25 protein-coding genes are annotated in these 24,539 nt (G+C 70.8%); 9 read left to right on the top strand and 16 right to left on the bottom strand.

The window, feature by feature from the left end; all coding sequences use genetic code 11:
• Positions 1 to 2 precede the first annotated feature (2 nt).
• Together I5731_RS17630 and I5731_RS17625 are read right to left on the bottom strand one after the other, a co-directional pair.
• Positions 3 to 665, bottom strand: a complete 663-nt coding sequence (locus tag I5731_RS17630; RefSeq protein WP_235981892.1) for a FecR family protein — start codon at positions 663 to 665, stop codon at positions 3 to 5.
• Positions 646 to 1,506: an MBL fold metallo-hydrolase gene (locus I5731_RS17625; RefSeq protein WP_197312734.1), complete on the bottom strand. Its 861-nt coding sequence runs from the start codon at positions 1,504 to 1,506 to the stop codon at positions 646 to 648. Before I5731_RS17625 ends, I5731_RS17630 begins: the two co-directional genes overlap by 20 nt.
• Before the next feature lie 427 nt (positions 1,507 to 1,933).
• Here I5731_RS17625 and I5731_RS17620 point away from each other — a divergent pair, with 427 nt between their 5' ends.
• Positions 1,934 to 3,670, top strand: coding sequence for a S8 family peptidase (locus I5731_RS17620; RefSeq protein ID WP_197312733.1), 1,737 nt, complete (start codon positions 1,934 to 1,936; stop codon positions 3,668 to 3,670).
• 424 nt (positions 3,671 to 4,094) lie between these two features.
• Here I5731_RS17620 and I5731_RS17615 read toward each other — a convergent pair whose 3' ends face one another.
• The 13 genes from I5731_RS17615 to I5731_RS17555 form a co-directional block, all read right to left on the bottom strand.
• A complete protein-coding gene (locus I5731_RS17615; protein ID WP_197312732.1) occupies positions 4,095 to 4,673 on the bottom strand; it encodes a DUF447 domain-containing protein in 579 nt (192 codons plus the stop codon).
• Positions 4,673 to 6,172 carry a DUF6513 domain-containing protein gene (locus tag I5731_RS17610; RefSeq protein ID WP_235981890.1) on the bottom strand — a complete coding sequence of 500 codons (1,500 nt, stop codon included), beginning with the start codon at positions 6,170 to 6,172 and terminating at the stop codon, positions 4,673 to 4,675. The genes I5731_RS17615 and I5731_RS17610 overlap by 1 nt, the downstream gene beginning before the upstream one ends.
• Positions 6,169 to 6,729 (bottom strand): flavoprotein, encoded by a 561-nt coding sequence (locus tag I5731_RS17605; RefSeq protein ID WP_197312731.1) that lies wholly within the window; start codon positions 6,727 to 6,729, stop codon positions 6,169 to 6,171. The genes I5731_RS17610 and I5731_RS17605 overlap by 4 nt, the downstream gene beginning before the upstream one ends.
• Entirely contained in the window at positions 6,726 to 7,337 is a 612-nt protein-coding gene (locus I5731_RS17600; RefSeq protein ID WP_197312730.1) for an amino acid kinase family protein, read from the bottom strand. The genes I5731_RS17605 and I5731_RS17600 overlap by 4 nt, the downstream gene beginning before the upstream one ends.
• Positions 7,334 to 8,059 carry a (5-formylfuran-3-yl)methyl phosphate synthase gene (locus I5731_RS17595; protein WP_197312729.1) on the bottom strand — a complete coding sequence of 242 codons (726 nt, stop codon included), beginning with the start codon at positions 8,057 to 8,059 and terminating at the stop codon, positions 7,334 to 7,336. The genes I5731_RS17600 and I5731_RS17595 overlap by 4 nt, the downstream gene beginning before the upstream one ends.
• A gap of 81 nt (positions 8,060 to 8,140) precedes the next feature.
• Positions 8,141 to 8,623, bottom strand: coding sequence for a 2-amino-4-hydroxy-6-hydroxymethyldihydropteridine diphosphokinase (gene folK / locus I5731_RS17590; RefSeq protein WP_197312728.1), 483 nt, complete (start codon positions 8,621 to 8,623; stop codon positions 8,141 to 8,143).
• On the bottom strand, positions 8,616 to 8,984 hold the full coding sequence (folB, locus tag I5731_RS17585) for a dihydroneopterin aldolase (protein WP_197312727.1): 369 nt from the start codon (positions 8,982 to 8,984) through the stop codon (positions 8,616 to 8,618). The genes folK and folB overlap by 8 nt, the downstream gene beginning before the upstream one ends.
• Positions 8,981 to 9,859, bottom strand: a complete 879-nt coding sequence (gene folP / locus I5731_RS17580) for a dihydropteroate synthase (protein ID WP_197312726.1) — start codon at positions 9,857 to 9,859, stop codon at positions 8,981 to 8,983. Before folP ends, folB begins: the two co-directional genes overlap by 4 nt.
• Positions 9,860 to 10,191: 332 nt before the next feature.
• Positions 10,192 to 10,998, bottom strand: coding sequence for a formylmethanofuran dehydrogenase subunit C (locus I5731_RS17575; RefSeq protein ID WP_197312725.1), 807 nt, complete (start codon positions 10,996 to 10,998; stop codon positions 10,192 to 10,194).
• Positions 10,998 to 11,906, bottom strand: coding sequence for a formylmethanofuran--tetrahydromethanopterin N-formyltransferase (fhcD, locus tag I5731_RS17570; protein WP_197312724.1), 909 nt, complete (start codon positions 11,904 to 11,906; stop codon positions 10,998 to 11,000). The genes I5731_RS17575 and fhcD overlap by 1 nt, the downstream gene beginning before the upstream one ends.
• Positions 11,903 to 13,540, bottom strand: coding sequence for a formylmethanofuran dehydrogenase subunit A (locus tag I5731_RS17565; protein WP_197312723.1), 1,638 nt, complete (start codon positions 13,538 to 13,540; stop codon positions 11,903 to 11,905). The genes fhcD and I5731_RS17565 overlap by 4 nt, the downstream gene beginning before the upstream one ends.
• On the bottom strand, positions 13,540 to 14,619 hold the full coding sequence (locus I5731_RS17560) for a molybdopterin-binding domain-containing protein (protein WP_197312722.1): 1,080 nt from the start codon (positions 14,617 to 14,619) through the stop codon (positions 13,540 to 13,542). Before I5731_RS17560 ends, I5731_RS17565 begins: the two co-directional genes overlap by 1 nt.
• A gap of 254 nt (positions 14,620 to 14,873) precedes the next feature.
• Positions 14,874 to 15,251, bottom strand: a complete 378-nt coding sequence (locus I5731_RS17555) for a 4a-hydroxytetrahydrobiopterin dehydratase (RefSeq protein ID WP_197312721.1) — start codon at positions 15,249 to 15,251, stop codon at positions 14,874 to 14,876.
• Between the two features lie 204 nt (positions 15,252 to 15,455).
• Between I5731_RS17555 and I5731_RS17550 the strand changes: the two genes are divergently transcribed.
• From I5731_RS17550 to fae, 7 genes are all read left to right on the top strand, one after another.
• On the top strand, positions 15,456 to 16,472 hold the full coding sequence (locus tag I5731_RS17550; protein WP_197312720.1) for a beta-ribofuranosylaminobenzene 5'-phosphate synthase family protein: 1,017 nt from the start codon (positions 15,456 to 15,458) through the stop codon (positions 16,470 to 16,472).
• 225 nt (positions 16,473 to 16,697) lie between these two features.
• The gene (locus I5731_RS17545) at positions 16,698 to 17,591 is read left to right on the top strand and encodes an NAD(P)-dependent methylenetetrahydromethanopterin dehydrogenase (RefSeq protein ID WP_197312719.1); all 894 of its coding nucleotides are present in this window, start codon (positions 16,698 to 16,700) and stop codon (positions 17,589 to 17,591) included.
• Positions 17,557 to 18,723: an ATP-grasp domain-containing protein gene (locus I5731_RS17540; RefSeq protein WP_197312718.1), complete on the top strand. Its 1,167-nt coding sequence runs from the start codon at positions 17,557 to 17,559 to the stop codon at positions 18,721 to 18,723. Before I5731_RS17545 ends, I5731_RS17540 begins: the two co-directional genes overlap by 35 nt.
• Positions 18,720 to 19,694, top strand: coding sequence for a methenyltetrahydromethanopterin cyclohydrolase (gene mch, locus I5731_RS17535; RefSeq protein WP_197312717.1), 975 nt, complete (start codon positions 18,720 to 18,722; stop codon positions 19,692 to 19,694). Before I5731_RS17540 ends, mch begins: the two co-directional genes overlap by 4 nt.
• Entirely contained in the window at positions 19,678 to 20,652 is a 975-nt protein-coding gene (locus I5731_RS17530) for a RimK family alpha-L-glutamate ligase (RefSeq protein ID WP_197312716.1), read from the top strand. The genes mch and I5731_RS17530 overlap by 17 nt, the downstream gene beginning before the upstream one ends.
• Positions 20,653 to 20,662: 10 nt before the next feature.
• A complete protein-coding gene (locus I5731_RS17525; RefSeq protein ID WP_197312715.1) occupies positions 20,663 to 21,505 on the top strand; it encodes a triphosphoribosyl-dephospho-CoA synthase in 843 nt (280 codons plus the stop codon).
• 197 nt (positions 21,506 to 21,702) lie between these two features.
• Complete coding sequence (gene fae, locus I5731_RS17520; protein ID WP_197312714.1) at positions 21,703 to 22,209, top strand: formaldehyde-activating enzyme; 507 nt, start codon at positions 21,703 to 21,705, stop codon at positions 22,207 to 22,209.
• A gap of 359 nt (positions 22,210 to 22,568) precedes the next feature.
• Here the strand turns inward: fae and I5731_RS17515 are convergent, their stop codons facing one another.
• Positions 22,569 to 23,294, bottom strand: coding sequence for a HisA/HisF-related TIM barrel protein (locus I5731_RS17515; protein ID WP_197312713.1), 726 nt, complete (start codon positions 23,292 to 23,294; stop codon positions 22,569 to 22,571).
• 77 nt (positions 23,295 to 23,371) lie between these two features.
• Here I5731_RS17515 and I5731_RS17510 point away from each other — a divergent pair, with 77 nt between their 5' ends.
• Positions 23,372 to 24,466, top strand: coding sequence for a hydantoinase/oxoprolinase family protein (locus I5731_RS17510; protein ID WP_197312712.1), 1,095 nt, complete (start codon positions 23,372 to 23,374; stop codon positions 24,464 to 24,466).
• The last annotated feature ends 73 nt before the right edge of the window (positions 24,467 to 24,539 follow it).

The raw sequence follows: 24,539 nt of genomic DNA, 5'->3' as shown, positions 1-24,539 counted from the left end.
GATCAGCCGAAAACCGAGCGGAACGCCGCCTCGGTGCGCTCGGCGCTCCAGCGCGCGACCGGGCCGGGCGGCGTCGCTGGGTCGGTCATGTCGACGCCTTCGCCGGCTTCGAGCCGGCGAATCGTACCGCCGGCCGAGACCGCGACGGCGCCGCGCTCGACGAAAACGGCGAAGACGCCGTTGGAGGGACCGGCGAAGAAGCGGGTGCCGCGCACGCCGATCTGGCCGTAGACGGTGCGGATCTCGAGGTCGATCTTGTCGAGATCGTCGTCGCGATCGAACACCAGCGCACCGGCGCCGAAGCGCAGTTCGCCGCCGGTCGTGGCGATGAAGCGGTCGACGACGAGCTGCGCCTCCGGCCCGAGGTGGATGCGCGAGCCGCCGTCGAGGCCGAGGGTGAGGCGCGAGCGCGCCTCCGTCCAGACGAGGTCGCCGAGCAGGATCGCGGCGCGGGCGCTGAGCCGACGGACGGCCGCTGCCCGGGCGAACGCCGAGCCCTCCATGCCCTCGACCGCGCCGACGGGCGTCGCGGCCGCCGCCGGGCCGGTCCCGAGCAGCGCCGCAGCGATGGGGGCCGCGCCGAGCCCGGCGACGATCCGCCGCCGGGAGAACCGCGCCGCCGGGAACCGGCCGGCGGGAAGATGGTCAGGCCGTCGAATTCGCATGACAGGCTCCTTCGCGGGGACGCGCGGCGCGGGGCGGCGCAGTTTCGATGAGTTGGCCGGTGCGGGCAAGCGCGGCTCCCGGCCACAGCGCCCGCACGGCGGCATCGAGCCGCGCCAGCCCGGCGTCGGTGGAATCCGGGTGATGATGGGTGAGCGCCACGCGGCGGACGCCGGCGCGGCGGGCGAGGCCGATCGCATCGGTCCAGCACGAATGGCCAAGGCCGCCGCTGCCCGCTGCATGTGGCGCGCCGCCGGTGGCGTCGAGGATCGCGACGTCGGCGCCCTCCATCAGGGCGACGAGGCGCGCGTCGGCCGCGTCGTCGCCCGCTTCATGGTCGCCGCCGTAGACGAGGCTGCGGCCGCCGTGCTCGATCCGGAAGGCGACGGCGCCGCCGTCGTGCCGGGTTGGCGTGGTGGTGACGGTGATGCCGTCGCCCGGCCGGAATACGCCCGCCGGATCGAGATCGAGGCAGCGCACGGCCGGGTCGACGAGGTCCGGCACGGCTGGGAACAGCGGCGGCGCCAGCAGCCGCTGGACGAAGCCACGGGTGCCGCCGGAGATCGCCGAGGCGAGCCGCACCGGCCCGTTCGGCCGGCGCAGCGGCGCGAAGAACGGCAGGCCGCAGACGTGGTCGTAGTGGCCATGGCTGAGCAGCACCGTGACCGGCCGCGGGCAGCCGGCAAGCCGCTGGCCGAGCCGGCGCGCCCCCGAGCCGAGGTCGAGCACCAGCACGTGCCCGCCGGCCTGCACCTCGATGCACGCCGTGTCGCCGCCGAAATGGCGATACGCACCCCCGCCGACCGGCAGACTGCCGCGAACGCCCCAGAACCTGATCTGCATGGGTCTCTCTCCGATGGGCGCTGGCTGCGCCCGTGGAGCCGACCATCGCGCTCGGGGCGCGCCGACGCTGTTCCCTGCGGCACAGGGCGGGGGAAAGACGGCGGTGCCGGGCGCATGACTGTCCGGATTAGCTATCGGAGAGAGGTCGGTGCGCCCGGCCTCGTCCTTCGAGACGGCCCTGCGGGCCTCCTCAGGATGAGGCCTCCGATGAGTTTTTCGTTTCACCGCAAGCGTTTGTTCTTTTCCCTCGTCCTGAGGAAGGCGCGAAGCGCCTGTCTCGAAGGGCGAGGGAAAAGCCGGGGCGTCGGCAGAGCGTCGACCGTTTCCATACCGGGTGTGCCCCAGGGAACAGCGGCGCCGGCGCCGCGCCGGCAATCTCCGTTTCACCGGCCCGATGCGGACCGGATCCGAACAGGAGATTGCCGCCATGAAGACGCTCAAGAAACTCGCGATCGCCGGCCTCGTGTCCGTCGCCGTCCTCGCCGCCGCCCCGGCCGTCGCCGCCCCGACCATCGTCGGCGAGCCCGAGATCCGCACCGCGCTCGCCACCGGCGGCTCGGTCCGGGTCGAGGTCCACTTCGTCACCGCGTGGGACGGCAAGCAGAAGCCGCACTGGTCGACCGTGCCGGACGGCCTCGTCGCCGATCTCGAGAAGGCGCATCAGGCGGCGCTGCGCGCGATCTTCGGCCCCGCCGCACTGTCCGGCGCCACCGCGCAGAAGCTCGCCGTGCAGCGCTCCCTCTACGCGCCGGTATTTACGGCGACGGTGACTGCGGACCAGTTCGCCAAGCTCAGCGCCAACCCGGACGTCGTGCTCCTCAAGATCGAGCGGCCGATGTATCCGAACCTCAATGCCAGCCTCGCCCAGATCAACGCCGCCCCGGCGATCCAGAGCGGCGCCGACGGCCGTGGGCGCTCGGTGGCGGTGATCGACTCCGGCGTCGACCGCACCCACAGCTTTCTCACCGGCAAGGTCATCCGCGAGGCCTGCTTCTCCTCGAACGTGCCGGCGCTGTTCTCGAGCCTGTGCCCGAACGGCGGCGAAAGCCAGATCGGCGTCGGCGCCGGGCGCAACTGCATCGCCGCGGTAAACGGCTGCGACCACGGCACCCACGTCGCCGGCATCGTCGCCGGACGCAACGCCGGCGTCACCGGCCCGCGCTCCGGCGTCGCCCCGTCGGCGCGGATCGTCGCGATCCAGGCCGGCTCGCGCACCACGCAGTGCGGCGACCGGCCGTCGCCCTGCGTCGTCTTCTCCCCGGTCGATTTGCTCGACGCCCTCGGCTTCGTCATCGAGCGCGTCAACCGCAACGACATCACCGGCGCCCCGATCGCGGCCGTCAACATGAGCCTCGGCGGCGGTCGCTTCGAGGGCGACTGCGATCTTGCCTTCTTCGCGATGAAGTCGCAGATCGACCATCTGCGCTCGAAGGGCGTCGCCACCGTCATCTCGAGCGGCAACGACGATTTCCGCGACGCCGTCGGCTCGCCGGGCTGCATCTCCTCGGCCGTCACGGTCGGGTCGGTCGATACCGGCACCAACAACGTCTCGAGCTTCTCGAACATCAGCCAGATGGTCGACCTGCTGGCGCCGGGACGGGCGATCGCCTCGTCGGTTCCCGGCAACGCCTTCAGCCCGAAGAACGGTACCTCGATGGCGGCGCCGCATGTCGCCGCCGCCTTCGCCGACATCCGCAGTCGGGTGCCGACCGCCACCGTCGGCCGCATCCAGACCGCCCTGGCGCAGACCGGCGTCCAGGTCCGCGATTTCCGCCGCGGCGGCACGCTGACGCGGCCCCGCATCGATCTCGGCCGGGCGCTGACCCGCGTCATCGCGGTGAACCCCGACGTCTCGGTGTCGCCGACCTCGCGGCGGGCCTTCACCAAGCTCAACCTCGTCAGCTTCTCGCCGGCGTCGCGCACCTTCACGATCAGCGGCACCGGCTCCGCGTTCCGCTACGAGGTGCGCGACGTGCCGTTCTTCCTGTCGGTGAACCGGACCTCCGGCACCATCCCGGCCGGCGGCTCATTCCAGCTGCGCTTCGAGCCGAACCTCGCCGCCTTCGGCCTGCCGATCGGCACCTACGACCGCGACGTCACCATCGTGAACCTCGACGCGATCGACGACCGCGCCACGGCCCGGCTGCGGCTGGTGGTGCGCTGATCCGGTCCTGAGCCGGCACACAATCGGAGGCCGGCGCCCGCACGGGTGCCGGCCTTCGGCAGTCGGGGGCCGTTCGGAAAGTCGGGCGATGTCTGATGGTGTCCGGTCGTGCCGGATTCTGCCGATCGATGCGTTGACGGGCCGGGATGTTGCCCTGCGCGGACACGGTATGGACTTTCGGCCCGCCGGACTTCGGTTCCGCCAAACCACCTCTCGATCGTCATCGCCGGGCTTGAACCGGCGAACCAATGGCCGTCCGGCATCCTTCATCCAAGAATTTGCTTTATGGTGATAGTTTCATCGCGAACGCCATCCCGTTCCGGACGGCGAGTGGGTCACCGGCTCAAGGCCGGTGATGACGGCTGTGAGGCTGAGAAACCCGACGTCCGACGGAACTCGCCGAACCGGAAAGCCGTGGGCGACATCATAGAGCAGCCGGTGGTTCGCTCGCGAAATGCGCGTCGATCTTCGCCATCAGCCAGTTCCAGGCCTCGCGTTCTGCGTCACCTGCGGTCTTGTCGATGGCGATCTGCAGATAGGCCCGTTCGCTCTCGATCTTCTCGCGCGGCAGCATGGTGAGCCGGGTGGAGAGGATCGCCGCTTCCAGCACCGCCGCCTGCGCCCGGTTGAAGCCGAGGAACGGCCGGTGCGACGCCTGGTGCACCACCCGGCAGCGGAAGCGCGGGCGCAGCTCGTGGTCGGTGAAGTCGGCGACCTCGAGCTCCATGTGGCCGAAGCAGTCGGCGAGGCGGACGCCGTCGACCTTGTCGGCCGGCAGCATCGGCCAGTCGGCCCGGCCGGTGAGGAAGCCGGCGAGGACGCGCACGTCGGCGGGCGCTGAGACAACGGCAAAGGGGTGGCTGGCGAGGTTCTCGATCGCCGGCGACGGCCGGAACGGCATGAACAGCCAGTCGGAGCCGTCGCGGTGCAGGCCGTAGGGGCGGACGTGGAACGTCCCGTCCGCGTTCTTGGTCGCGACGATGGTTTCCAGCACGAAGGGCATCAGTCTTCGCCTCCGGGCACCGGATCCGATGCGTCGCCGGCCACGGCAGCCACCGGGTCCGGTGCCTCGCCCCCGGCGCGCTCGGCATCCTGCTGCGCCCGCTTCGACTTCAGCGTATGGCCGGCCTCCTGCAGCCGCGTCAGGTCCTCGGTGCGGATATCGGCGGCGGCGCCCCAGTCGAGCGGATTGTCTTGCGCATAGCGCTTGCCGAGGGCGAAGGCGATCTCCGCCCGGGCGAGTTCCGCGCCGAGGTAGAACGCGTGGCTGCCGTCGGTCTCGACGCCGAGTTCGGGAAAGAAGTCGAAGGCGTCGGTGTGCACGAGATGGCGGTCGCGGTTGTAGACGTGGATGCCGTCGGCGACGACCTCGATGCGGTAGTTCGGGTCGCGCACCCCACCCGCCGCAATGCGCACGCCCTCCGGCGTGTTCGCATAGGGCACGCGGTCGTGCAGCGAGGCGAGGGCGCCGCTGTAGCCCTTCGGCAGCGCGTGGTCGCGTTTCGCCGCGAACATGATCCGCCGCGCCGCGTCGTGCTCCTCGATGGTGCGGCGGGTGTGCGGGCTGACCTGCACCACCAGCACGTTGCGGATCGAAAGCTCCGAGCAGACGCCGAGCAGCATCGCCGTGATGCCCGAGGTGTCGGCCTCGGTGAGTTCGGTGAGGTTGCCGGTGCCCATCAGCATCTCGGCGTCCGGAAACCGCGCGCGGAAGGCGTGGTAGCGCGCCAGCGAGGCGGCGAAGCCGAAGTGGATCGGGTCGAGGATCGGGTCGGCGAGATACCGGAGCCCCCAGGCATCCATCTGCGCCGCGGCGCGGAACAGCGACTCGAGGTCGCCCTGCCTTGCCGGCACCAGCACCGGCACGGTGGCGGGAAACTCCTGCGCCAGCGCCAAGGTCTCCTCGTTGAGGCTGAGCAGGAAGTCGCAGCCGGCCGCGGCGCCGGTGCGCAATTCGTCTGTGCTGAACGAATCGACGCTGACGCGGAAACCCTCGGCCTTCAGCGCCCGCACCGTCTCGCCGAGATGGGGGAACGGCGTGTCCGGCAGGCCGCCGATGTCGATCACGTCGGCGCCGGCGGCGCGCAGCCGGTGCGCCTTCGCGACCGTCTCGGCGACGGAAATCTCTGACGCTTCCGTGATTTCCGCGAAGATGCTCAAGTCGTGGCGCGTCAGGTCCGGAGGGCGCATGCCGCGGCCGAAATAGCGCGGCAGGTCGACGATCTCGTCGGGTCCGCGCTCGACCGGCACGGCGAAATGCTCGGCCAGCGCAGCGAGATCGGCGCGGCAGCGGCCGGGCAGCACGACGCGGGTGATGCCGGCGGGCAGGGTGACGCGGCGGCGGATGATCTTCTCGGTCATCAGCGCGGCGACCTTCACGCCGACGTCGACGATGGTCCAGTCGAACGCGTCGCGGCCGAGCTCGTTCATGGTGCCAGTCAGCCGCGCCTCGGCGAGCTGCCCGGTCAACAGGGCGATGTGCTCGCGCGCCGCCGTCGTCATGACACCGCCTCGCCGACCTCGGCCATGCGGGCGAACAGGGCGGCCTCAAGCTCGGGCAGCGTCTCGACCACGGTGGTGAAGGCGAAGGTCTTCAGCTTCTCGGTGTTCTCGAGGTCGATCGGGCGCGGATAGACCTTGAACCAGCCCGAGGGCGCTTCGGTGTCCATGATCGGCTGGGTGTCGCAGGCGAACACGATCGCCGGCACCCGCTGCTTGCCGGCCTGGGCGAAGACGTTGGTCGGCAGCGTGTCGGAGATGCCGGCGACGCATTTTGCGACCGTGTTCGACGTCGCCGGCCCGAGGATAAGCGAGTGATAGTGGCCCTTGTAGAAGTTGCCGACCGGCGGCGCGCTCGCCGCGCCGTCGCGAAACACGCGGGTGCCTTCCTGCATGCCGGAGAGATCCTTGCCGTACTGGCGCAGCACCTCGTCGCCGGCCTTGCTGAGGAAGATGTCGAGCTTCGGCATCCGCCGCATCAGCTCGATGGTCTCCTGCACATAGTGGCCCGAGCCGGTGAGGGCCCAGCCGAGCCGGGGCAGGGTGGCGCGGGTGTTCACGAGGCGGCCCTCCGGGGGCTGTCGGTAAGGAGATCCGCAATCCGGCTCACATCGTCCGGACCGGCAAAGTGCACCGGCCGGCCGAACGCCGCGGCGAAGCCCGGGAAGGCGGCGTCGACATAGCCGGCGCGGGCGAGCGCGGCGACGTCACCCGGCGGCGGCGCGGCGGATTTCACGAGCAGCAGTCGGTTGGCGTCAAGCTCGCGGGCGAGGGCGGCGGCGAGGCTGTCGCTGGTGACGTCCCAGCTTTCCGGAATGCCCGGCCGCAGGAAGTGGGCGGCGTTGCGCCAGACCGACAGGATGCCGCCTTGATGCGCGGCCGTGATCCCTGCGCTGTCGGCGACGGGGCGACAGGCGGGAAAGAGGTCGGCGAGGATGTCGGCGACCTGTTCCATCGCCTGCAGGGCGAGGCGATGGGCGAGGCGGTCGGAAAAGCCGGCCGCGGCTTGGGCCGTCCGCACGCCGTCGGCGAGCGGCCCGCCGCCCGGGATGATCACGACGCGGGCCGGCGCGCCCGCGAGCCCGGCGATGATCGCCGCCAGCCCTGCGCGGTCGGTCAGCAGGCTGCCGCCGAGCTTGACGACGGCGAGCGGCCGGGCCGGCGTCATCGAACGCCTCCGGCAAGCAGCGCCGCGGGGGCGGCGAGCAGGCCGGCGGCTTCCGCGACCCGCACCGGATCGAGCGGCCGGGTCCGGTCGTAGCCTTCGCAGACGCCGCCGCGCATGCCGAGCAGGTCCGGGCCGAAGGCGGCCAGCACGGGCAGGTCTTCGGCGCGCAGCGATCCGGCAAGGCCCGCCATCAGCCCGCGCCTATGCGCCCGCGCGACGAAGGCGGCAAGCGCCGGGTCGGGCAGATGCCGGCGCAGGCCGCCGCTCTTGCCCGCGGTGTCGAGCATCACACCGGCAAAGCCCGCGAGGGCCAGCACCGGGATGAAGCCGAAGTCGGGTTCCTCGTCGGCAAACAGCACGGCGACCAGCCGGTGCCGGCGGGCGAGGCTCTCCAGCGCGTCGGCCAGCGCGGCACCGTCGAGCGCGGCGGGAAAGCCGATCTTGACGAGGTCGACGCCGGTCGCGGCGATGCGTTCCGCCGCGGCGACGGCGGCTTCGATGGTGGTGTGGTCACCGGTGACGGCCGTGACGGTGGCACGACCGGCGACCGCATCGCGGATCTCTGTGATTACTGCCGGGTCGAGTGCCCCCAGGGCGCCGGCGCGCGGATCCTTGGCATCGATCAGCCCCGCGCCAGCGGCGAGCGCCAGCCGCGCCTCGGCGGCGTCGCTGACGCTGACGAGCAGGCGGGTGGTCGGGAGGGGCGAAGTCGGTCCGGTCATCGGTCTGCTGCGGCTTTCAAGTTCGGGCGTGGTCTGCTCGCGTGGCCGGGCGCCGATCTGTCGACCGGCCCGGAAGTCGGCTCAACCGAGCCGCTTGATGCCGCCGCTGTCGATCGCCGCGGCCGCATCCGCCACCCGGACGTTGCGGACGACGAGGTCCGGCGCGATTTCGGCGAGCGGCACCAGCACGAAGGCCCGGTCCAGCATATAGGGATGCGGCACGTTGAGCGCGGGAAAGCTCGGGTCCTCGATCACCTCGTTCTCGTAGGCGAGCACGTCGATGTCGATGACCCGCGGCCCCCATTTCTCGATTCTGATCCGGCCGAGCTCGCGCTCGGTGTCGAGGCAGAGCGCGAGCAGGCCCTTCGGCGTCAGCTCGGTCTCGACGATGGCGGCGGCGTTCACATAGGGCGGCTGGTCGAGCTTGCCCCAGGGCGGCGTTTCGTAGTCGCCAGAGCGGGCGACCAGCGTCGCGCCGCCCTTGTCCAGCGCATCGAGCGCGGCGGCGATCGCGGAGCGCACATCGCCGATGTTGCCGCCGAGCCCGAGATAGGCCTTAGCCATGACGGAACCTCTCGATCTCGATGGCGGCGCTGTCGAGCGGGAAGGGGATCGGCGCCGAGGGTTTTTCCACCTTCACCACGATCGAATCGATTGCCGGAAACCGGCCGAGGATGTCGCCGGCGATCGCCTCGGCCAGCGCCTCGATCATCTCGAAGCGGCGCATGGTGGCGATCTCGTGCGCGATCTCGGCGAGCGTCGCGTAGCTCACGGTCTTGTCGAACGCGTCGCCGGTGCCCGCCGGGCGAAGGTCCATCCGCACCTCGAGCGAGATGAAGAAGCGCTGGCCGAGCCGCGCTTCCTCCGGCAGCAGGCCGTGATAGCCGAACACGGCGAGGCGGTTGAGGAAGATACGATCGGTCACGCGCGGCCCTCCGGCTGCGCCGCGGCGTGCGTCACCGGCCGCTCGCCGGCCTCCATGATCGCCTCGACGACCCGCGCCGCCTCGATATGGGCGCGCACGTCGTGGACGCGGATGATGTCGGCGCCGAGCATGATCGCCGCGACGTTCGACGCGATGGTGCCGTGAATCCGGTCCTTCGGCTCCAGCTTGTGGTCTGCGAGAATGCCGAGCAGCGATTTGCGCGACGTGCCCATCAGGATCGGGAAGCCCATCATGCGGATCTCCGGCAGCCGGCCGATCGCCGCGAGGTGCTGCGGGAAGGTCTTGCCGAAGCCGACGCCCGGATCGAGGATGATGTGGCGCTCCGGAACACCGGCTTTCAGCGCCAGCTCGATCGAGCGGCCGAAGAACGCCTTCATGTCCTCGATGATGTCGATGTCGGCATCGATGGTCGTGCGGTTGTGCATGACGATCACCGGCACGCCGTGGTCCGCGACCACCTTCGCCATGTCCGGATCGCGCTGCAGGCCCCAGACGTCGTTGACGATCTTCGCGCCAGCCTTCAGCGCGACATCGGCCGTCTGCGCCTTGTAGGTATCGATCGAGATCGGAACGTCGGTTTGCTTCGCCAGCGCCAGGATTACCGGCTCGACACGGCGGATTTCCTCGTCGACCGGCACCGGGGTGGCACCCGGGCGGGTGGATTCGCCGCCGATGTCGAGGATGTCGGCGCCTTCGGCGATCAGGTTGGCGGCATGCGACAGCGCGCTCTCGACCGCCGCGAAGCGGCCGCCGTCGGAGAAGGAATCGGGCGTCACGTTGAGGATGCCCATGACCAGCGTCTTCAGGCCGAGATGCGGCAGGCAGGCGATGGGCGGCGTGGAGGCAGGCGTCATGGGCAATCCGTCAGGTCAGGCGCGGAACGCGGATGGGAGATCGTCGGCGTACCAGCACGGGCCACCGGTGGCGGCGGGAGTGGCGATCGAGGGTGGGTTGGCGACGGCGAAGCGCGGAGATAGGGGCTCACCCCTCTCCCTGTCCCTCTCCCACAGGGGGAGAGGGGACCAAGCCGGACAGGATGAGAAGATGGATCCGATCTCCGTGGTCCCTTGATATGCTGAAGCCGGGCACGACGCAGATAGCGATCGTCCCCTCTCCCCTTGTGGGAGAGGGACAGGGAGAGGGGTGAGCCCCACGGAATAGCTCGCCGTCAGACCCATCGAGACGATCACCCCCCCAGCATCAGCTCGCCCTTGCCGAGCATCGCCATGTCGCCGCGGAAGCGGCGGACGCGGGAGGGGAGAAGATCGGCGGCGCGGGGGAGTTCGTCAACCAGCCAGCGTCCGAGCAGGCCGAGGAAGGCGAGGTCGTAGTGGCCGGAATCGACAAAGGTGGCGGACGGCGCCTTGCCGGACGTGGCGATCAGCGTGCCGCGCTTCATCATCAGCCCGGCGTTCGCCCCGAAGCTCTTCGTGAGGATGGTGCCGCCGATCATGCGCGCGCCTGCTTCCGAGCCGGTGCCGCCGAGCACGGCGATGGTGCCGCGGCGCATGCGGTCGCCGGTGGCGGCGCCGCTGGTGCCGCCGATCAGCACGATGCCGCCCGTCATGCCGGCCATCGCGGCCGGCAGTGCCGCGCCGACGCAGTCGCCGGCGTCGCCTTCGATGGTGATGCGCCCGCCGGCGAGCGCCGCCGCGGCATAGGGGCCGTGCGCCGAGCCGGAGACGGTGATCTCGCCGCCCGCCATCGCCTCGCCGAGCCGCGCGCCGACGTCGCCCTCGACGTGGATCGAGCCCGACTTCAGCGCCCGGCCGATGCGGTCGAAGCGCTCCGAGCCGCCCTCGAAGCGGATCGTCGCGGCATCGTCGCCCGATACCGTGAAGAGGTCCCCGACGGTGGGCGCCAGCCGGGTGGTGCCTACGGTGATCGCCTCGATCTCCGCGACGCTCTTTCCGGCGAGCGCCTCGGGCGTCAGCGGCGAGAGGTCGAGGCGCTCGGGGACCGCGCCGCGCAGCGTGAAGGTGAGCGCGCCCATCAGAGGAGGTCCTTCAGCTTGAAATGGTGCCGTCCGAGCATGCCGCCGTAGTTACCGGCGGAAATGCGCTGGATGCCCTTCGACGGACCGAACGACGCGGCGGCGTGCATGGCCGCCTTCATCGAGGCGGCGACCGCCTCGGGCGTCAGGCCGTCCATGACGAGTTCGAGCACGCACTCGGTATCGGCCGCGAGTTCACTGCCGGGATCGCCGCGCAGCACCGGGCAGAAGGCATTGTTGGTCGAGGCGCGCAGGCCGGCATACTTCGAGCCGACCTTCGAGCCCGAGCGCACGATTCCGCCCGGGAACGGCAGGATCACGTCGTTGATCGCCGACGCCGCCTCGACGGCGGCCTCGGCGGCGATGATCACCTCGTCGAAGCTGCGACCCAGAATCAGGATGTTGCCGCCGCCGACCACGCCTTCCATGAAGCCGGTGGTGTGCTCGATCAGGAACTCGCCGTCCATCACGGGAACGCGCCAGTAGCGCGTCTTGCCGAGCTTCTTGGCGATCTGGTTGCCGTCGCCGAAGTAGCGCAGCGTCGCGCCGAGCTTCAGCCGCCGCTTGGTGTCCATGCCGGAGAAGCAGGCCGAGCCGGGGCTGGTCAGCACGCACTGGCCGATCCGGTTCATCAGCTGCGCCTCGAGGCCGGGTGCATCGAAGGCGAAGATCAGGATCCGGTAGCCGGGGCGGCCGTCCGGGGTCTCCTCCGGCGGCACGTAGCGGTCGATCGCCGCCTCGCAGCCGCAGCCGATGACCGAGGTCGCAAAACCGGTCGCGGTCCGGGCGGCGATCTCCGCCCATTTCGCGGTCGGCGCGGTGATCAGCGCGCCGGTCGCGGCCATGTCGAAGGCTTCGGCGAAGGTGTCGTCGATGATGACGTCGTTGAGGACGAGGGGGGAGGTCATTTCAGCAGCGCCTCGACCTGGAAGTTCTCGCGTTCGCCGAATGCCGCGTCGGGCACGGCGAAGGCGGACGGGCCGACGCCGAAGCGGTCGGTGAGGTAGGTGGTCATCCGCCGGTCCATGGCGCCGTCGTAGTCCGGCGACAGCTGGTGCGTGCGGCCCATCGCCCAGCCGAGCGCCTTGCCGTCGCGCACCACCGGGTTGCCGTCTTTGAGCACCAGCCGGGCGCCGGTGAACATCGCCACCCGGTCCGGATTGTCGTCGTAGACCGAGACGTCGGCGACGGCACCCGGGCCGAGATGGCCGCGGTCGGGCAGGCCGAGCAGCTTGGCGGGCGCCGAGCGGGTCATGGTCGCGACCTCTTCCAGCGTGTACTCGCGCTCGAGCGACATGAGGCCGGTGCGGGCCTTCGCCTGCTCGGGCAGCACCGCGGTCCAGCGGTCGCGCAGTTCCTTGTCCATCAGCAGCGCGAGGATGGTCGGATACCAGGTGAACAGGCCGCCGTTCGGATGGTCGGTGGTCATCAGCATCCGCGCCGGATCTTCCGAGCGCAGGAACAGCTCGAGGCCGATCGCCCACTGCAACTGATTGATCCAGTTCGACGTCTTGTAGTGGAACGGCACGATGCCGCCGCCTTCGGCGTCACCGTCGAAGATGGTCCACTTCTTCGGCGAGGCGTAGGCCTTGCCGGACCACTGCTTCATCAGGTCGAGCGAGATGGTGACCGTCGGCCCGAACATCACCTGGCCGACGTCGGCGGTGATGTTGGGCGCTGCCGCCATCGCCGCCGAGATCTCTTCCGCCGCCGAGGTCATGCCGCCGTCGGCGTCCTTGCCGTAAGCGTAGAACTGGATGTGGGCGAAATGCAGCGGCCGGCCTTCGGCCGCGGCGATCGTCGCCTTGATCGTGTCGACCGCGCCCGGAACGCCGAGGTTGTTGGCGTGCAGGTGCAGCGGATGCGGGATGCCGATGTCGGCGGCGGCCGTCAGCAGCGTCTCGACGATCCGGCGCGAGGTGGCACCGTAATGCGGCACGACGTCGTCGAGGTCGAAGGTGCGCAGGCCCGAGTGGAAGGCGGCCGGGCCGCCGGCGTTGATCACCTTGATGCCGAGCCCGCGCGTCGCCTTGAGGTGATAGGCGATGGCGTCACGGATCGCGTCGCGGCTCTCGCCGTCGCGCAGCAGTTTCAGGAAATGATCGTCGTTGCCGACGACGGTGAGCGCGCCGCGATCGATGATCGGGATGTCGGCGAGTTCGAGATGGGTGTGCAGCGCCGCGGTCGGCGTCAGCGCCGGCTCGACGACGGTGGTGAAGCCCATCTCGGCGTAGAGTCGGCCGATCTCCCAGCTCGACCAGCGCGCCGTGCCGAAGGGCAGGGCGGCGGACGCGGGGTCCTCGCTGACGTGGAGCTCGGGCAGCAGCTGGCGCGCCAGCGAGACGTTGCCGCCGGCGATGTGCGAGTGGACGTCGACGGCGCCCGCCATGACGACTTTGCCGGACACGTCGTGCACGACGTCGGCCGGCTCGTCGCCCTGCGGGGCTTCGATGACGCGGCCGTCGCGTATCCAGACGTCACGGACGGATGACGGCCCCTGCGTCGGATCGACGACGCGGCCGCCCTTGAGACGGATCAGCATCAGGAAGCTCCGGTAGCTAGGCCGGCGGTGATGGCGGCGAGGATCGCCGCGGCGGTCGGCAGCGCGGACGGGGCGCTCGCCGGGACGAAGCTGAAGCCGTCGACGACGGTATCGGCCAGCACGGCGCCGTGGTCGACGCCGGGCACGCCGACCTCGATCACGACGTGATCGGCGGAGTCGGTGGCGCCCGAGCCCGGCGGGACCAGCGCGATCGTCGGAAGGTTGGTCGCATAGTCCGGCAGGCCGGGGCCGAGCGGCCCGACCCAGACCAGCACGTCCGCCTCGCCGGCGGCGGCGAGCCGCGTGCCGTCGAACTGCCAGTCGTCCTGCTCGGGATAGCCGCGGCCGAAGCCGACGCGCAGCCGGCCGCCGGTCGTCCAGGTCGAGACGAGGTTGGCCCCGCGGCCCTGGTGGGATGCCGGCACCGGCAGCGTCGTGAAGCGCGTCGTGTCGTTGAGGTCCTTCACCAGCGCGTGCAGCAGCTCGAAGCCGAAGCGGTCGAGATCCGCCGGATCGACCACCACGACACCGAACCGGGCCGCCTTCAGCGTCTCGGCGGCGGCGGTGAGCGCGGCATCGGCGCCGGCGACGGTGCGGCCGGCGACGATCGCCTTCAGCGCGCCGAGGCGGCCGGCGAGCGGCCCGCCAACGAGATGCGTCGCCGCGACGGCGGCGACCGAGGACGGCACCCGCCCGCCGGTGCCGAGGCACAGCACCGTGCGGTCGCCGCGCCAGTCGTAGGGCGTCTCGGCGGTCGCAAACAGGCCACTGTCGTCGGCAAAGTCGATGGCGCCGGGGCCGGCGAAGACGACGGTGTCGGCGCGGTTGCGCGCTTCGGCCGAGGTCGTCGCCATGTGGCCGGCGTCGGCGGTGACGCGCAGTTCGACGGCGATGTGGGCGGCCGCGGCGTGATCGACGGCGGCGCCCGTCTTCTGGGCAAGCAGGAGGGCGGCGCGGACGGCGTCCACGTCGGCTCCCAATCCTGAAATCAGCGGCAGTCTCGCCTTGGCGAGTAGGCCGACGGCGCGCGCAATGCGCTCGTCGAGGCCGGCCAGTTGTTCTTTGGTGTCGGCCGACACAGTTTCCCCCGGGAATCATTTCGGGCGATCCGCAAACGCGAACCGCAAGCTTCGCAGTGGCATGAGCCGGACCCGGTGTCCGGAAGGCCCCGCACGCGAACGACAGGGTCGTCTTCGCCGGACCGGAACCTGAGGGATGGCCCACGGACCGACTCAGCGATCATTTCACGCCGGACGGGTCAGGGACAATAGCGTTCCGCCCCTGCGGCGCATCGCCTCAATCGGGCCGGCGGTGCCGGCCCGCAGGGCGGGGTTCACTCCGCGTCGTCGTACTTCACGTAGGCGAAGCGGAGATCCTTCTGCGGCGTGCCCTCCAGCCCGCCGTCCTCCTTGCCCGGCTGCCACTGCACCACCTCCTCGATCTTCTTCGCGAGCGAAAAGTCCTTGTCGGTGATGCCCTTGGCATGGTGGTTCATCAGGCGCACCTCGACCCAGGCGTAGGACGCGGTGAGGTCGGGGTGGTGCCAGGCGGCCTCGGCGAGATGGCCGACGGTGTTGATCACCATCAGCGTTCCCTTCCAGCTCGAGGTGCGGTAGGTCCGCCGGATCCAGCCGTCCTCGAAGCGCCAGCGCGGCAGCTCGGCGGCAAGCCGCGCCTCGACTTCGGCGGGGGTGTAGACGGTCTCGCTCATCGCTCTCTCCCGGATTTCTGCTCGCCCCGGCGATGGAATTCTACGGTCGCGCGGGGCGGAAAGGTCGCTCTCTGCTCCGCGGCGCTCTATGCTCGTCGGAGCGAGCGGGCGGTTCGCCGGCCGGATGGCCGCGTCGGTCGGACCCATTCTAGCGGTCCCCGGTCGCCGCGTGTCGGGAAATTAAGTGGAACGGACTGCGACAGCATGAACCAACTGAAGGTCGGCGCGACGCCGGAGAGCACGACTGGGCTACTCGCGGGTGTCCGCGTCGAGGCGCCCGCGCGCCTGCATCTCGGGCTCCTCGATCTCGCGGGCGATCTCGGCCGGCGCTTCGGCTCGATCGGCGTCGCCATCGACGAACCGGTGCTCGACCTCACTGTCCGCCTGTCGCACGGCTTCTCGGTCGAGGGCGCCGAGGCGGCGCGGGTGGCGCGCTACGCCGAATCGGCCGCCCGGGTGCTCGGCCTCGACCGCCGCATCGCCGAGAACGTGGCGATCACGGTCGAGCGGGCGATCCCGGCGCATGCGGGCTTCGGCTCCGGCACCCAACTCGCGCTCGCCGTCGCCGCGGCGCTGGCGCGGATCGCCGGCGCAAGATTCGACGCGGCCAAGGTCGCCGCCGACCTCGACCGCGGCGCGCGCTCCGGCGTCGGCCTCACCGCCTTCGAGCGCGGCGGCTTCGTCGTCGATGGCGGCAGGGGGCCGTCGAGCCTGGTGCCGCCGGTGCTGGCGCGCATCGCCTTCCCGCGCGGCTGGCGCATCGTGCTCGTCATGGACCCCGGCCTCGTCGGCTCGCACGGCACCGACGAGATGGAAGCCTTCAAGTCGTTGCCGCCGCTGCCGCCCGAGCGCGCCGCGCATCTCTGCCGGCTGACCATGATGAAGCTGCTGCCCGGACTGGTCGAAGAGGACATCGGCGAGTTCGGCGCCGCGATCACCGAGATCCAGGAGGTGCTCGGCGACCATTTCGCCCCGGCCCAGGGCGGCCGCCGCTTCGTCAGTCCCGCCGTCACCGAGGTGCTCGGCCTCTGCCGCGCGGCGGGCGCCGCCGGCGTCGGGCAGAGTTCGTGGGGCCCGACGGGCTTTGCCATCGTGCCGTCGGCCAAGGCCGCGCGGGCGCTGGTCGATTATGTTGTGATGAACTGTCACACAGGATCGGACTTGCAGTTCCTGATCACACAAGGCAGAAACCGCGGAGCATTGATCACGCCGCTCGCCTGACGGATCTCGCGTCGGGCGGCGGTGCTTCTCGCTTCGGCCACCGCGGCGGACGGGTTGCCGAAGGGCTGGCGGGCTCCGCCTTCCGATGCCGCTCCATGGCGTCGGAACCGAACCAATTCAGTGCGAACCTCCACAGAAGGGCGACGGTCTCGTCGGGCGGTTTCGCGGCGGGCACGGGCGGGCGCCGGAAGCCGGGCGTTTGCGCCAGACGACGAGGAAACAAGAATGTCGAAGAACATCCTGCACATGCTGACGCCGCTCAAGCACATGAGCCCGTTCGACGTGAACATGGCGGCAGATGCCGGATACGACGTGATCGCCACCTATCGCGACGTCGCACCGGAGGAAGTCCGTGGCCTCGTCCAGGACGCGATCTTCTCGCGCTCGCCGGCCGACGCGGTCCGCACCGGCATCTTCTTCGCCGGCAAGAACGCCATTCAGGCGCTCGACATGCTGCAGGCCGCGAAGGAATCCTTCGTGCCGCCGTTCGAGGTCAACCTGTTCGCCGATCCGGCCGGCTCGTTCACCACCGCCGCCGGCATGATGGCCTGCGTCGAGAAGCTGCTGAAGGATCGCTTTCAGACCACCCTCAAGGGCAAGAAGGTCGCGATCTTCGGCGGCACCGGCGTCGTCGCCTTCTCGGCGGCCGTGATCGCCGCCTCCGAAGGCGCCGAGGTCTTTCTCGCCGGCTACGACGGCACCCGCCGCGTCACCGGCATCGCCGCCGACATGAAGACCCGCTTCGGCGTCGACGTGCATCCGGCCGACGGTTCGGACCACGAAGCCCGCTCCGCCGTCGCCGACTCCGCCGACATCATCCTCTCCGCCGGCCCGGCCGGTCAGGAGATCCTGACCGAGGAGCAGGTCGCGTCCGTGAAGGGCCTGCTGATCGCCGCCGACGTCAACGCCGTGCCGCCCGCGGGCCTCGCCGGCGTCGGCGTGCATGACAACGGCGAGCCGGTCGGCTCCGGCAAGGGGCTCGCCCTCGGCGCGCTCGCCATCGGCAACGTCAAGTACCAGGCCCAGCACCTGCTGCTGAAGCGCATGATCTCGACCGACAAGCCGCTGTCCCTGGATTTCCGCGATGCCTTCGAGGAAGCGCGCAAGTTCATCGCCTGAGGACGGCAACGGCGCGGCGGTCCTGATCGCCGCGCAGTCCGGCCGCGCGCTGGCCGCGGCCGCGCGGCGCGCCGGCTACGTGCCCCTCGTCGCCGACCTCTTCGCCGATGCCGATACGCGAGCGATCGCGGCGGATGTCGAAAGGGTGCCCGGCGGACTGTCTTGCGGCCTGCGCCGGGTGGCCGTGATCGCGGCCCTCGAGCAACTCGCGGACCGGTCGCCGGTGGCGCCGATCGGCGTCGTGGCGGGGCCGGGGTTCGAGGATCGGCCGGGCCATCTCGCGGCGATCGCGGCGCGGTTTGCGCTGCTCGGGGCGAGTGGCGCCACCGTCAAGCGGGTGAAGTCGCCGGACGGCTTCGCCGCCGCCTGCGCCGCCCGCGGCCTGCCGCACCCGGCCCTGGCGATGGCGGGGGGCGGGACGGGCTGGCTGGTGAAGCGCCGGGGCGGCGCCGGGGGTAGTCACGTCCGGCCGCACGGCGGTGGTCCGGCACCGGCGGGGCACTACTTGCAGGCGCAGGTTGCCGGCGATCCGCTGTCGGTCACGGTGGTATCCGACGGCTCGGCTGCGGTGAGTATCGGCTGGTGCCGGCAACTCGTGGCGCCGACGCCGGCGCAGCCGTTTCGCTTCGGCGGCCTCGTTGGCGGTATCGCGCCACCGCCGCCGGCCGCCGAGATCGAGGCGGCGGCGCGGACGCTGGCGCTGGATCTCGGTGTCGTCGGCCTCTCGAGCCTCGACGTCATCGTCGGGCCCGGCGGCTGGTGGGTGATCGAACTCAATCCGCGGCCGGGCGCCTCGCTCGACGTGCTGGACGGGAACGGAACGGAAAACGCCGTGTCGCTGTTCGGCGCCCATGTCGCGGCCGTCCGCGGCCTGGGGCTGCCCCCGCCGCCGGTGGAAGGGGGCTCGATCCGGACGAGTCTCGTCGCCTTCGCGGGGCGGCCGGTTCGCGCGGTGCCGGCGGTGGATTGGCCCGGCTGGGTGGCCGATCGGCCCGGGACCGGGGATGCAATCCCGGCGGGAGCCCCGATCGCCACGGCGCTGGCTGCGGCGGATACGGAACAGGAAGCGGTGGCGCTCGTCCGGTGGCGAGCGGCGCAGATCGAAGAAATGGTCGGGGGAAATCCAGAATGACGACTGCCAAGACCGGTCCGAGCGTCGGACGCCTCACCTCTCCGCTTGTCGAAGCGCTGAAAGCCGAGGCGGACGAGCTGCGCCTTGCCGTCTCGACCGGCCCGCTCGGCTGCCGCCTGATCGACGCCGGCGCCACGGTGCGCGGCTCGATCGAGGCCGGGCGCCGGCTGACCGAAATATGCCTCGGCGGTCTCGGCCGGGTGTCGATCGTGCCCTCACCGTCGACGCCGGCCTGGCCGTTCGCGATCCAGGTGAGCTCGCTCGACCCCGTCGTCGCCTGTCTCGGCAGCCAGTACGCCGGCTGGAGCCTCGCCGGCGGCGAGGACGACGGCGGCTGGTTCGCGCTCGGCTCCGGCCCGGCCCGCGCCACCTTCGCCAAGGAAGACATCTACGCCGACATCGGCTACCGCGACAACGCCGACACGGCCGTGCTGGTGCTCGAGACCGCCGCCCCGCCGCCCGAAAGCGTCGTGAAGCAGGTGGCGGACGCCACCGGCTGCCGCCCCGGCGCGCTGACCTTCATCTACGCCCCGACCCAGAGCCTCGCCGGCGCCACCCAGGTCGTTGGCCGCGTGCTCGAAGTCGCGCTGCACAAGGTGCATACGCTGCACTTCCCGCTGGACCGCGTCATCGACGGCATCGGCATCGCGCCGCTCAGCCCGCCGTCGCCGGACTTCATCACCGCGATGGGCCGCACCAACGACGCGATCATCTACGCCGGCCGCGTCCACCTCTACGTCACCGGCCCCGAGGACGAGGCCCGCGAGCTCGCCGCCAAGCTGCCGTCGAGCGGTTCGCGCGACTACGGCTCGCCGTTCGCCGAGGTGTTCTCGCGCTTCAACGGCGACTTCTACGCCATCGACCCGATGCTGTTCTCGCCGGCCGAAGTGGTGGTGACGGCGGTCGACAGCGGCCGCAGTTTCCGCGGCGGCGCCGTCGCGCTGGACCTGCTCGATGCGTCCTTCTCCTGACGGGACCACGGCCCCGCGCCGTCCCGCCGCCGCCACGCGGCCGGCGGGCGAACATGGCGGCGTGGTGCTGTTCACCGACGGGCGCGACTGGCACCTCCGCCGCCTGAAAGCGGCATTCGCCAGCCGCGGCCTGCAGCCCGTGATCGCCTCGCTGCGCGACGTGGTGTTCGACACCGCGGCGCGTCCGGCCGTGCGGGTGCCGGGCTTCGACGACGAAGTGCCACGCGCCGCGCTCGTCCGCGGCATCGCCGCCGGGTCCTTCGAGGCGATCACCATGCGCCTCGGCGTGCTGCACGCGCTGGAGGCGTCGGGTGTCGCGGTGTGGAACCCGGCCGGCGCCGTCGAGCGCTGCGTCGACAAGTCGGCCACCAGCCTGATCTTCGCGGCGAGGGGCCTGCCGACCCCGGCGACCTTCGTCACTGAAAGCCGCCCCCGCGCCGCGGCCTTCGTCGCCGACGCTGCCGGGTCGCTGGTCCTGAAGCCGCTGTTCGGGGCGCAGGGCAAGGGCATCCGCCGCATCGACCGGCCGGAAGAGCTGCCCGAGCCCGAAGACATCGGCGGCGTCTACTACCTCCAGCGCTACATCGCCCCCGCCGACGGCGTGTTCCGCGACTACCGGCTGTTCGTCTCCGGCGGCCGGGTCGTCGATGCGATGGTGCGCGAGAGCGCGACCTGGATCACCAACGTCCACCAGGGCGCCAAGCCCTTCGCCTACGCCGCGCCGCGCGAGGCCCGCGACCTCGCCGTCGCCGCCGCCGATTCGGTCGGCGCGACCTTTGCCGGCGTCGACCTGATCGCGGACGGGCAGGGCGGCTTCATGGTGCTCGAGGTCAACAGCATGCCGGCCTGGAAGGGCCTGCAGAGCGTTGCGTCGGTCGACGTGGCGGACGTCCTCGTCGGCGACGTTCTCGCCGCAGCGGGCCTCGCCAGCCGCCCTGCGCTGGTCGCGGCCGGCTGACCCCGCGGCGATGACCGACGCGCCGCCGCCCCCCGCCGCCAGCGACGTCGACGAGCGGCTGCGGGACGCCTTCGTCGCCGCCTGCCACGACGAACTGACCGCGCTGAAGCCCGGCAACGTCCACGTCCATGCCCCCGGCCACCGCATGACGGTGCGCGATTTCGAGGTGAGCGCCGCCGCCGCCGCGCCGCATCTCGCCCGGAAGGGCGCTTCCGTCGGCCGGCGCGTGCGCGACGCCGTCGCCGCGACGGCGGCTGCCGTCGGCACCAATACCAACCTCGGCATCGTCCTGCTCGCCGCCCCGATCATGGTCGCCGCCGAGGCCGGCGGCGACCTGCGCGCCGCGCTCGGCGATGTGCTCGGCAGCCTCGACGTCGAGGATGCGACGCTCGTGTTCGAGGCGATCCGCATCGCCTCGCCGGGGGGACTCGGCGCCGCGCCCGAGCACGACGTCGCCGCGCCGCCGACGGTCGATCTGCGCGCGGCAATGGCCGCCGCCGCGCATCGCGACCAGATCGCGCGACAATACGTCACCGGCTTTTTCGACCTGTTCGAAACCGGGCTGGAAGTGTTTGATTCGACTAAATTATGGGCAGTCGCGGAGGACGTCCGGATCGCCGCGGTCTATTTTTCCTTTACCTCCGGCTTCCCAGACAGCCACGTCGCGCGCAAGCACGGGGCCGTGTTGGCGGAGGATATAATGAAGGAATTTCAGACGTTTAAGCAATATCTGCATCCCTTCGACACAGAGGCTCTGCTGGCCTTCGATGCCGACCTGAAGCGCCGTGGCGTAAACCCGGGCACCAGTGCCGATTTGACAGTCGGCACCATGCTGCTGGCGCGACTGAGGTGAGGTGCGTATAACTACTTACCCCCCGTCCCTTGCCGCTGGCGAGTGGCCGCATTAGGCTCCGCGTCGCCTGGGATCACCTCGTGTCCGAGAAACCGGTCTGGCTGAGGTCAGACGCAGATAACATAGGGGCCGACGGGGGGGACGGTGGCCGAGTTGCCACCGGGAGGTTGTCAAGTTCCTTAGGGAGATTTTACCAAATGGCGAAGATCAACAAAGTTCTGCTCGGCGAAGCGCTCGTCGGCGACGGCAACGAGGTCGCTCACATCGACCTCGTGATCGGACCGCGGAACAGCGCTGCCGAAGTCGCGTTCGTGAATTCGCTGTCGAACAACAAGGACGGCTTCACGTCGCTCCTCGCTGTCATCGCGCCGAACCTGCCCTGCAAGCCCAACACGATCCTGTTCAACAAGGTCACCATCAAGGGCGCCAAGCAGGCCGTCCAGATGTTCGGACCGGCACAGGCTGGTGTTGCGCTCGCCGTGCAGGACTCGGTCGCCGAAGGCATCATCCCGATCGAAGAAGCCGACGACCTGTACATCCTGGTCGGCGTGTTCATCCATTGGGAAGCCGAGGACGACGCGAAGATCCAGCAGTACAACTACGAGGCCACCAAGCTGTCGATCGAGCGCGCCGTGAAGGGCCTGCCGACCGCTGCTGAGGCGACCGAGAAGCGGCACAGTGTCAAGCACCCGTTTGGTGCATAGATACGAGACAACCCTGGGCAGACCAATGCCCCGGCGATGCCGCAGTCACTGATCCAGCGGTTGTTTGCCAAGTTCTTCGGAAGCTGACGAATACGACGGGGCGGCCCCATGGGCCGCCCCGCTTTCGTTTCGGGAGAGGACGTGGCCGGTGCGATCTGGTGAGTGCCGGGGGATGTCGCGCCCGGCCTCGTCCTTCGAGACGGGCCTGACGGCCCTCCTCAGGATGGGCCTTCGAGAAATTCTCTATTGATTGAAAGCGTTTGTCCTTTTCCCTCATCCTGGGGAAGCCGCGCAGCGGCTGTCTCGAAGGGCGAGGGAAAAGCCGAGGCGCCGGCGCTCCGCGCCCCCACTGAATCGCCTCAACCTGCGGGTTTCAAACCCGCCGCCGCCGCGATCTCGGCCGGCCCGATCCGGCCGTCGTGCAGGGCGGTGGCGATCAGCGCCCCGGCGATGCCGGCATCGTGCAACGCCTCGAGGTCGGCAAAGTCCCGGACACCGCCCGCCGCCCAGAATCGGGGCACAGGCCGACGTCCGGCCGAATCGGCCTTCGCGCGAAAATTAGCGAGCCGGGCGAGATCCGGCCCGGCGCCACTGCCGACCCGGCCGAGCGTCATCACGATCACGTCGTCCGGCCAGAGCGCCGGGTCGTCGCGCAGCGCGTCCGGGCCGAGATAGGTGTCGCCGCGAAAATCGATCGAGAGCACCGCGCGGTTGCCGAGCCGTGTCAGCGTCTCCGGCCCCGCCTGGCTCTCGCTGCCGAGCACCAGCCGCGCCGTACCGGATTCGGCGAAGGCCACAGCCTCAGCTTCGTCGGCGATGCCGTTGTCGACCCAGAGTTCCAGCCCGGGCCACGCCGCCGCGAGCCCTGCGACCACGTCGTCGTTGCGCCCCCGGCCCTCGATGCCGTCCAGATCGGCGAGGTAGAGCCGGGTGAAGGCGCCGAGCCGCATCAGCCCGGCGACCACGTCCTGCGGCGCCGGCGACGGGCTCAGCGGCGTTTCGATGGGTGTGTAGCTCGCGCGGTCGCCGAGCCGGGCGCGCACGACGAGGCCATGCTTGATGTCGATCACCGGAACGATGTGCAAAGAAGTCTCCGGCGTCGGGCGATTCGCGGGCGCTGCGGGGAACGGGTGCGCCGGCCGGCGCGGGAGCGAGGCGAAGCATGACACCGACGCGGACGCCACCACAAGACCACAGTGACGCGCCGCCGGCCCCCGGCGCCGTGATCGGCTGGGACATCGGCGGTGCGCACCTCAAGGCCGCCCGCATCGAGGCCGGACGGGTGGTCGCGGTGCGGCAGGCGCCGTTGCCGCTCTGGATGGGACTGAAGCACCTCGAGAAGGCGTTTGACGCCATGCTGCCGGCCTTCGGCCCCGGCGCCACTCATCGCATCACCATGACCGGTGAACTGGTCGATCTCTTCGGCTCGCGCCGCGAGGGCGTGGCCGCCATCGCGGCGGTCGCGTCGGCCCGCCTCGGCGCCGACGTCCGGATCTACGCCGGCCGCGCCGGGTTCACGGGCGCCGACGCCGCCGAACGCCATGCCGACGACATCGCCTCAGCCAACTGGCACGCCACCGCCACCCTGGTCGGCGAGTGCATGCAGACTGCACTTCTGATCGACATGGGCAGCACCACGACAGATATCATTCCCGTGGTCGGCGGACGGCCTGCGGCCCGTGGCTACAGCGATGCCGAACGGATGGCGACCGGGGAACTCGTCTACACCGGCGCGGTACGCACGCCGCTGATGGCGGTGGCCGAGCGTGCGCCGGTCTCCGGCCGCTGGGTCGGCGTCGCCGCGGAATACTTCGCCACCATGGCCGATGCGAACCGCCTGCTCGGGCGCCTCGACGAGGCAGCGGACCAGTACCCGCCGGCCGACGGCAAGGGCAAGACGATGGCGGAAAGCCGGACCCGGCTTGCCCGCATGCTCGGCCATGACGTTGACGATGTTCACGAAGCGGCCTGGGTCGCCGTCGCGGCGTGGTTCGCGGAGGCGCAATTGCGCCGCATGCACGATGGGGCGCTGCTGGCGCTGGCCGGGCAGGGCGGGTCGCTCGGATCGTCGGCACCCGTGGTCGGCTGCGGCGTCGGCCGCGCCCAGGTCGAGGAACTCGCCCGGCGACTCGGTCGGCCCTACCTCGACCTCGGCACCCTGCTGCCGGCAGCGGCCGACGTCGGCGGATGGCCGTCGGCTTGTGCCCCGGCCGTCGCCGTCGCGCTGATCGGCAACGGGCCGATCACGGCCGCGTGACAAATCTGCAACGTCGCCGACAAGTCTGCGGCGCGCCCCCGAGGGAGGCGGGCGACGCCGCTATTCAGCCATA

The organism is Methylobrevis albus (assembly GCF_015904235.1).
In the GTDB taxonomy this organism is placed as follows: domain Bacteria; phylum Pseudomonadota; class Alphaproteobacteria; order Rhizobiales; family Pleomorphomonadaceae; genus Methylobrevis_A; species Methylobrevis_A albus.
Note: the sequence above shows the minus strand (reverse complement) of the source record. Positions and strands in the feature narration are given on the sequence as shown.

Bases quoted from the DNA above. Each gene is read 5' to 3' on its own strand.
- I5731_RS17630 (WP_235981892.1), bottom strand. From the start codon at position 665: ATGCGAATTCGACGGCCTGACCATCTTCCCGCCGGCCGGTTCCCGGCG.
- I5731_RS17625 (WP_197312734.1), bottom strand. From the start codon at position 1,506: ATGCAGATCAGGTTCTGGGGCGTTCGCGGCAGTCTGCCGGTCGGCGGG.
- I5731_RS17620 (WP_197312733.1), top strand. From the start codon at position 1,934: ATGAAGACGCTCAAGAAACTCGCGATCGCCGGCCTCGTGTCCGTCGCC.
- I5731_RS17615 (WP_197312732.1), bottom strand. From the start codon at position 4,673: ATGCCCTTCGTGCTGGAAACCATCGTCGCGACCAAGAACGCGGACGGG.
- I5731_RS17610 (WP_235981890.1), bottom strand. From the start codon at position 6,172: ATGACGACGGCGGCGCGCGAGCACATCGCCCTGTTGACCGGGCAGCTC.
- I5731_RS17600 (WP_197312730.1), bottom strand. From the start codon at position 7,337: ATGACGCCGGCCCGGCCGCTCGCCGTCGTCAAGCTCGGCGGCAGCCTG.
- I5731_RS17595 (WP_197312729.1), bottom strand. From the start codon at position 8,059: ATGACCGGACCGACTTCGCCCCTCCCGACCACCCGCCTGCTCGTCAGC.
- folK (WP_197312728.1), bottom strand. From the start codon at position 8,623: ATGGCTAAGGCCTATCTCGGGCTCGGCGGCAACATCGGCGATGTGCGC.
- folP (WP_197312726.1), bottom strand. From the start codon at position 9,859: ATGACGCCTGCCTCCACGCCGCCCATCGCCTGCCTGCCGCATCTCGGC.
- I5731_RS17575 (WP_197312725.1), bottom strand. From the start codon at position 10,998: ATGGGCGCGCTCACCTTCACGCTGCGCGGCGCGGTCCCCGAGCGCCTC.
- fhcD (WP_197312724.1), bottom strand. From the start codon at position 11,906: ATGACCTCCCCCCTCGTCCTCAACGACGTCATCATCGACGACACCTTC.
- I5731_RS17565 (WP_197312723.1), bottom strand. From the start codon at position 13,540: ATGCTGATCCGTCTCAAGGGCGGCCGCGTCGTCGATCCGACGCAGGGG.
- I5731_RS17555 (WP_197312721.1), bottom strand. From the start codon at position 15,251: ATGAGCGAGACCGTCTACACCCCCGCCGAAGTCGAGGCGCGGCTTGCC.
- I5731_RS17550 (WP_197312720.1), top strand. From the start codon at position 15,456: ATGAACCAACTGAAGGTCGGCGCGACGCCGGAGAGCACGACTGGGCTA.
- I5731_RS17545 (WP_197312719.1), top strand. From the start codon at position 16,698: ATGTCGAAGAACATCCTGCACATGCTGACGCCGCTCAAGCACATGAGC.
- I5731_RS17540 (WP_197312718.1), top strand. From the start codon at position 17,557: ATGCCTTCGAGGAAGCGCGCAAGTTCATCGCCTGAGGACGGCAACGGC.
- mch (WP_197312717.1), top strand. From the start codon at position 18,720: ATGACGACTGCCAAGACCGGTCCGAGCGTCGGACGCCTCACCTCTCCG.
- I5731_RS17530 (WP_197312716.1), top strand. From the start codon at position 19,678: ATGCGTCCTTCTCCTGACGGGACCACGGCCCCGCGCCGTCCCGCCGCC.
- I5731_RS17525 (WP_197312715.1), top strand. From the start codon at position 20,663: ATGACCGACGCGCCGCCGCCCCCCGCCGCCAGCGACGTCGACGAGCGG.
- fae (WP_197312714.1), top strand. From the start codon at position 21,703: ATGGCGAAGATCAACAAAGTTCTGCTCGGCGAAGCGCTCGTCGGCGAC.
- I5731_RS17510 (WP_197312712.1), top strand. From the start codon at position 23,372: ATGACACCGACGCGGACGCCACCACAAGACCACAGTGACGCGCCGCCG.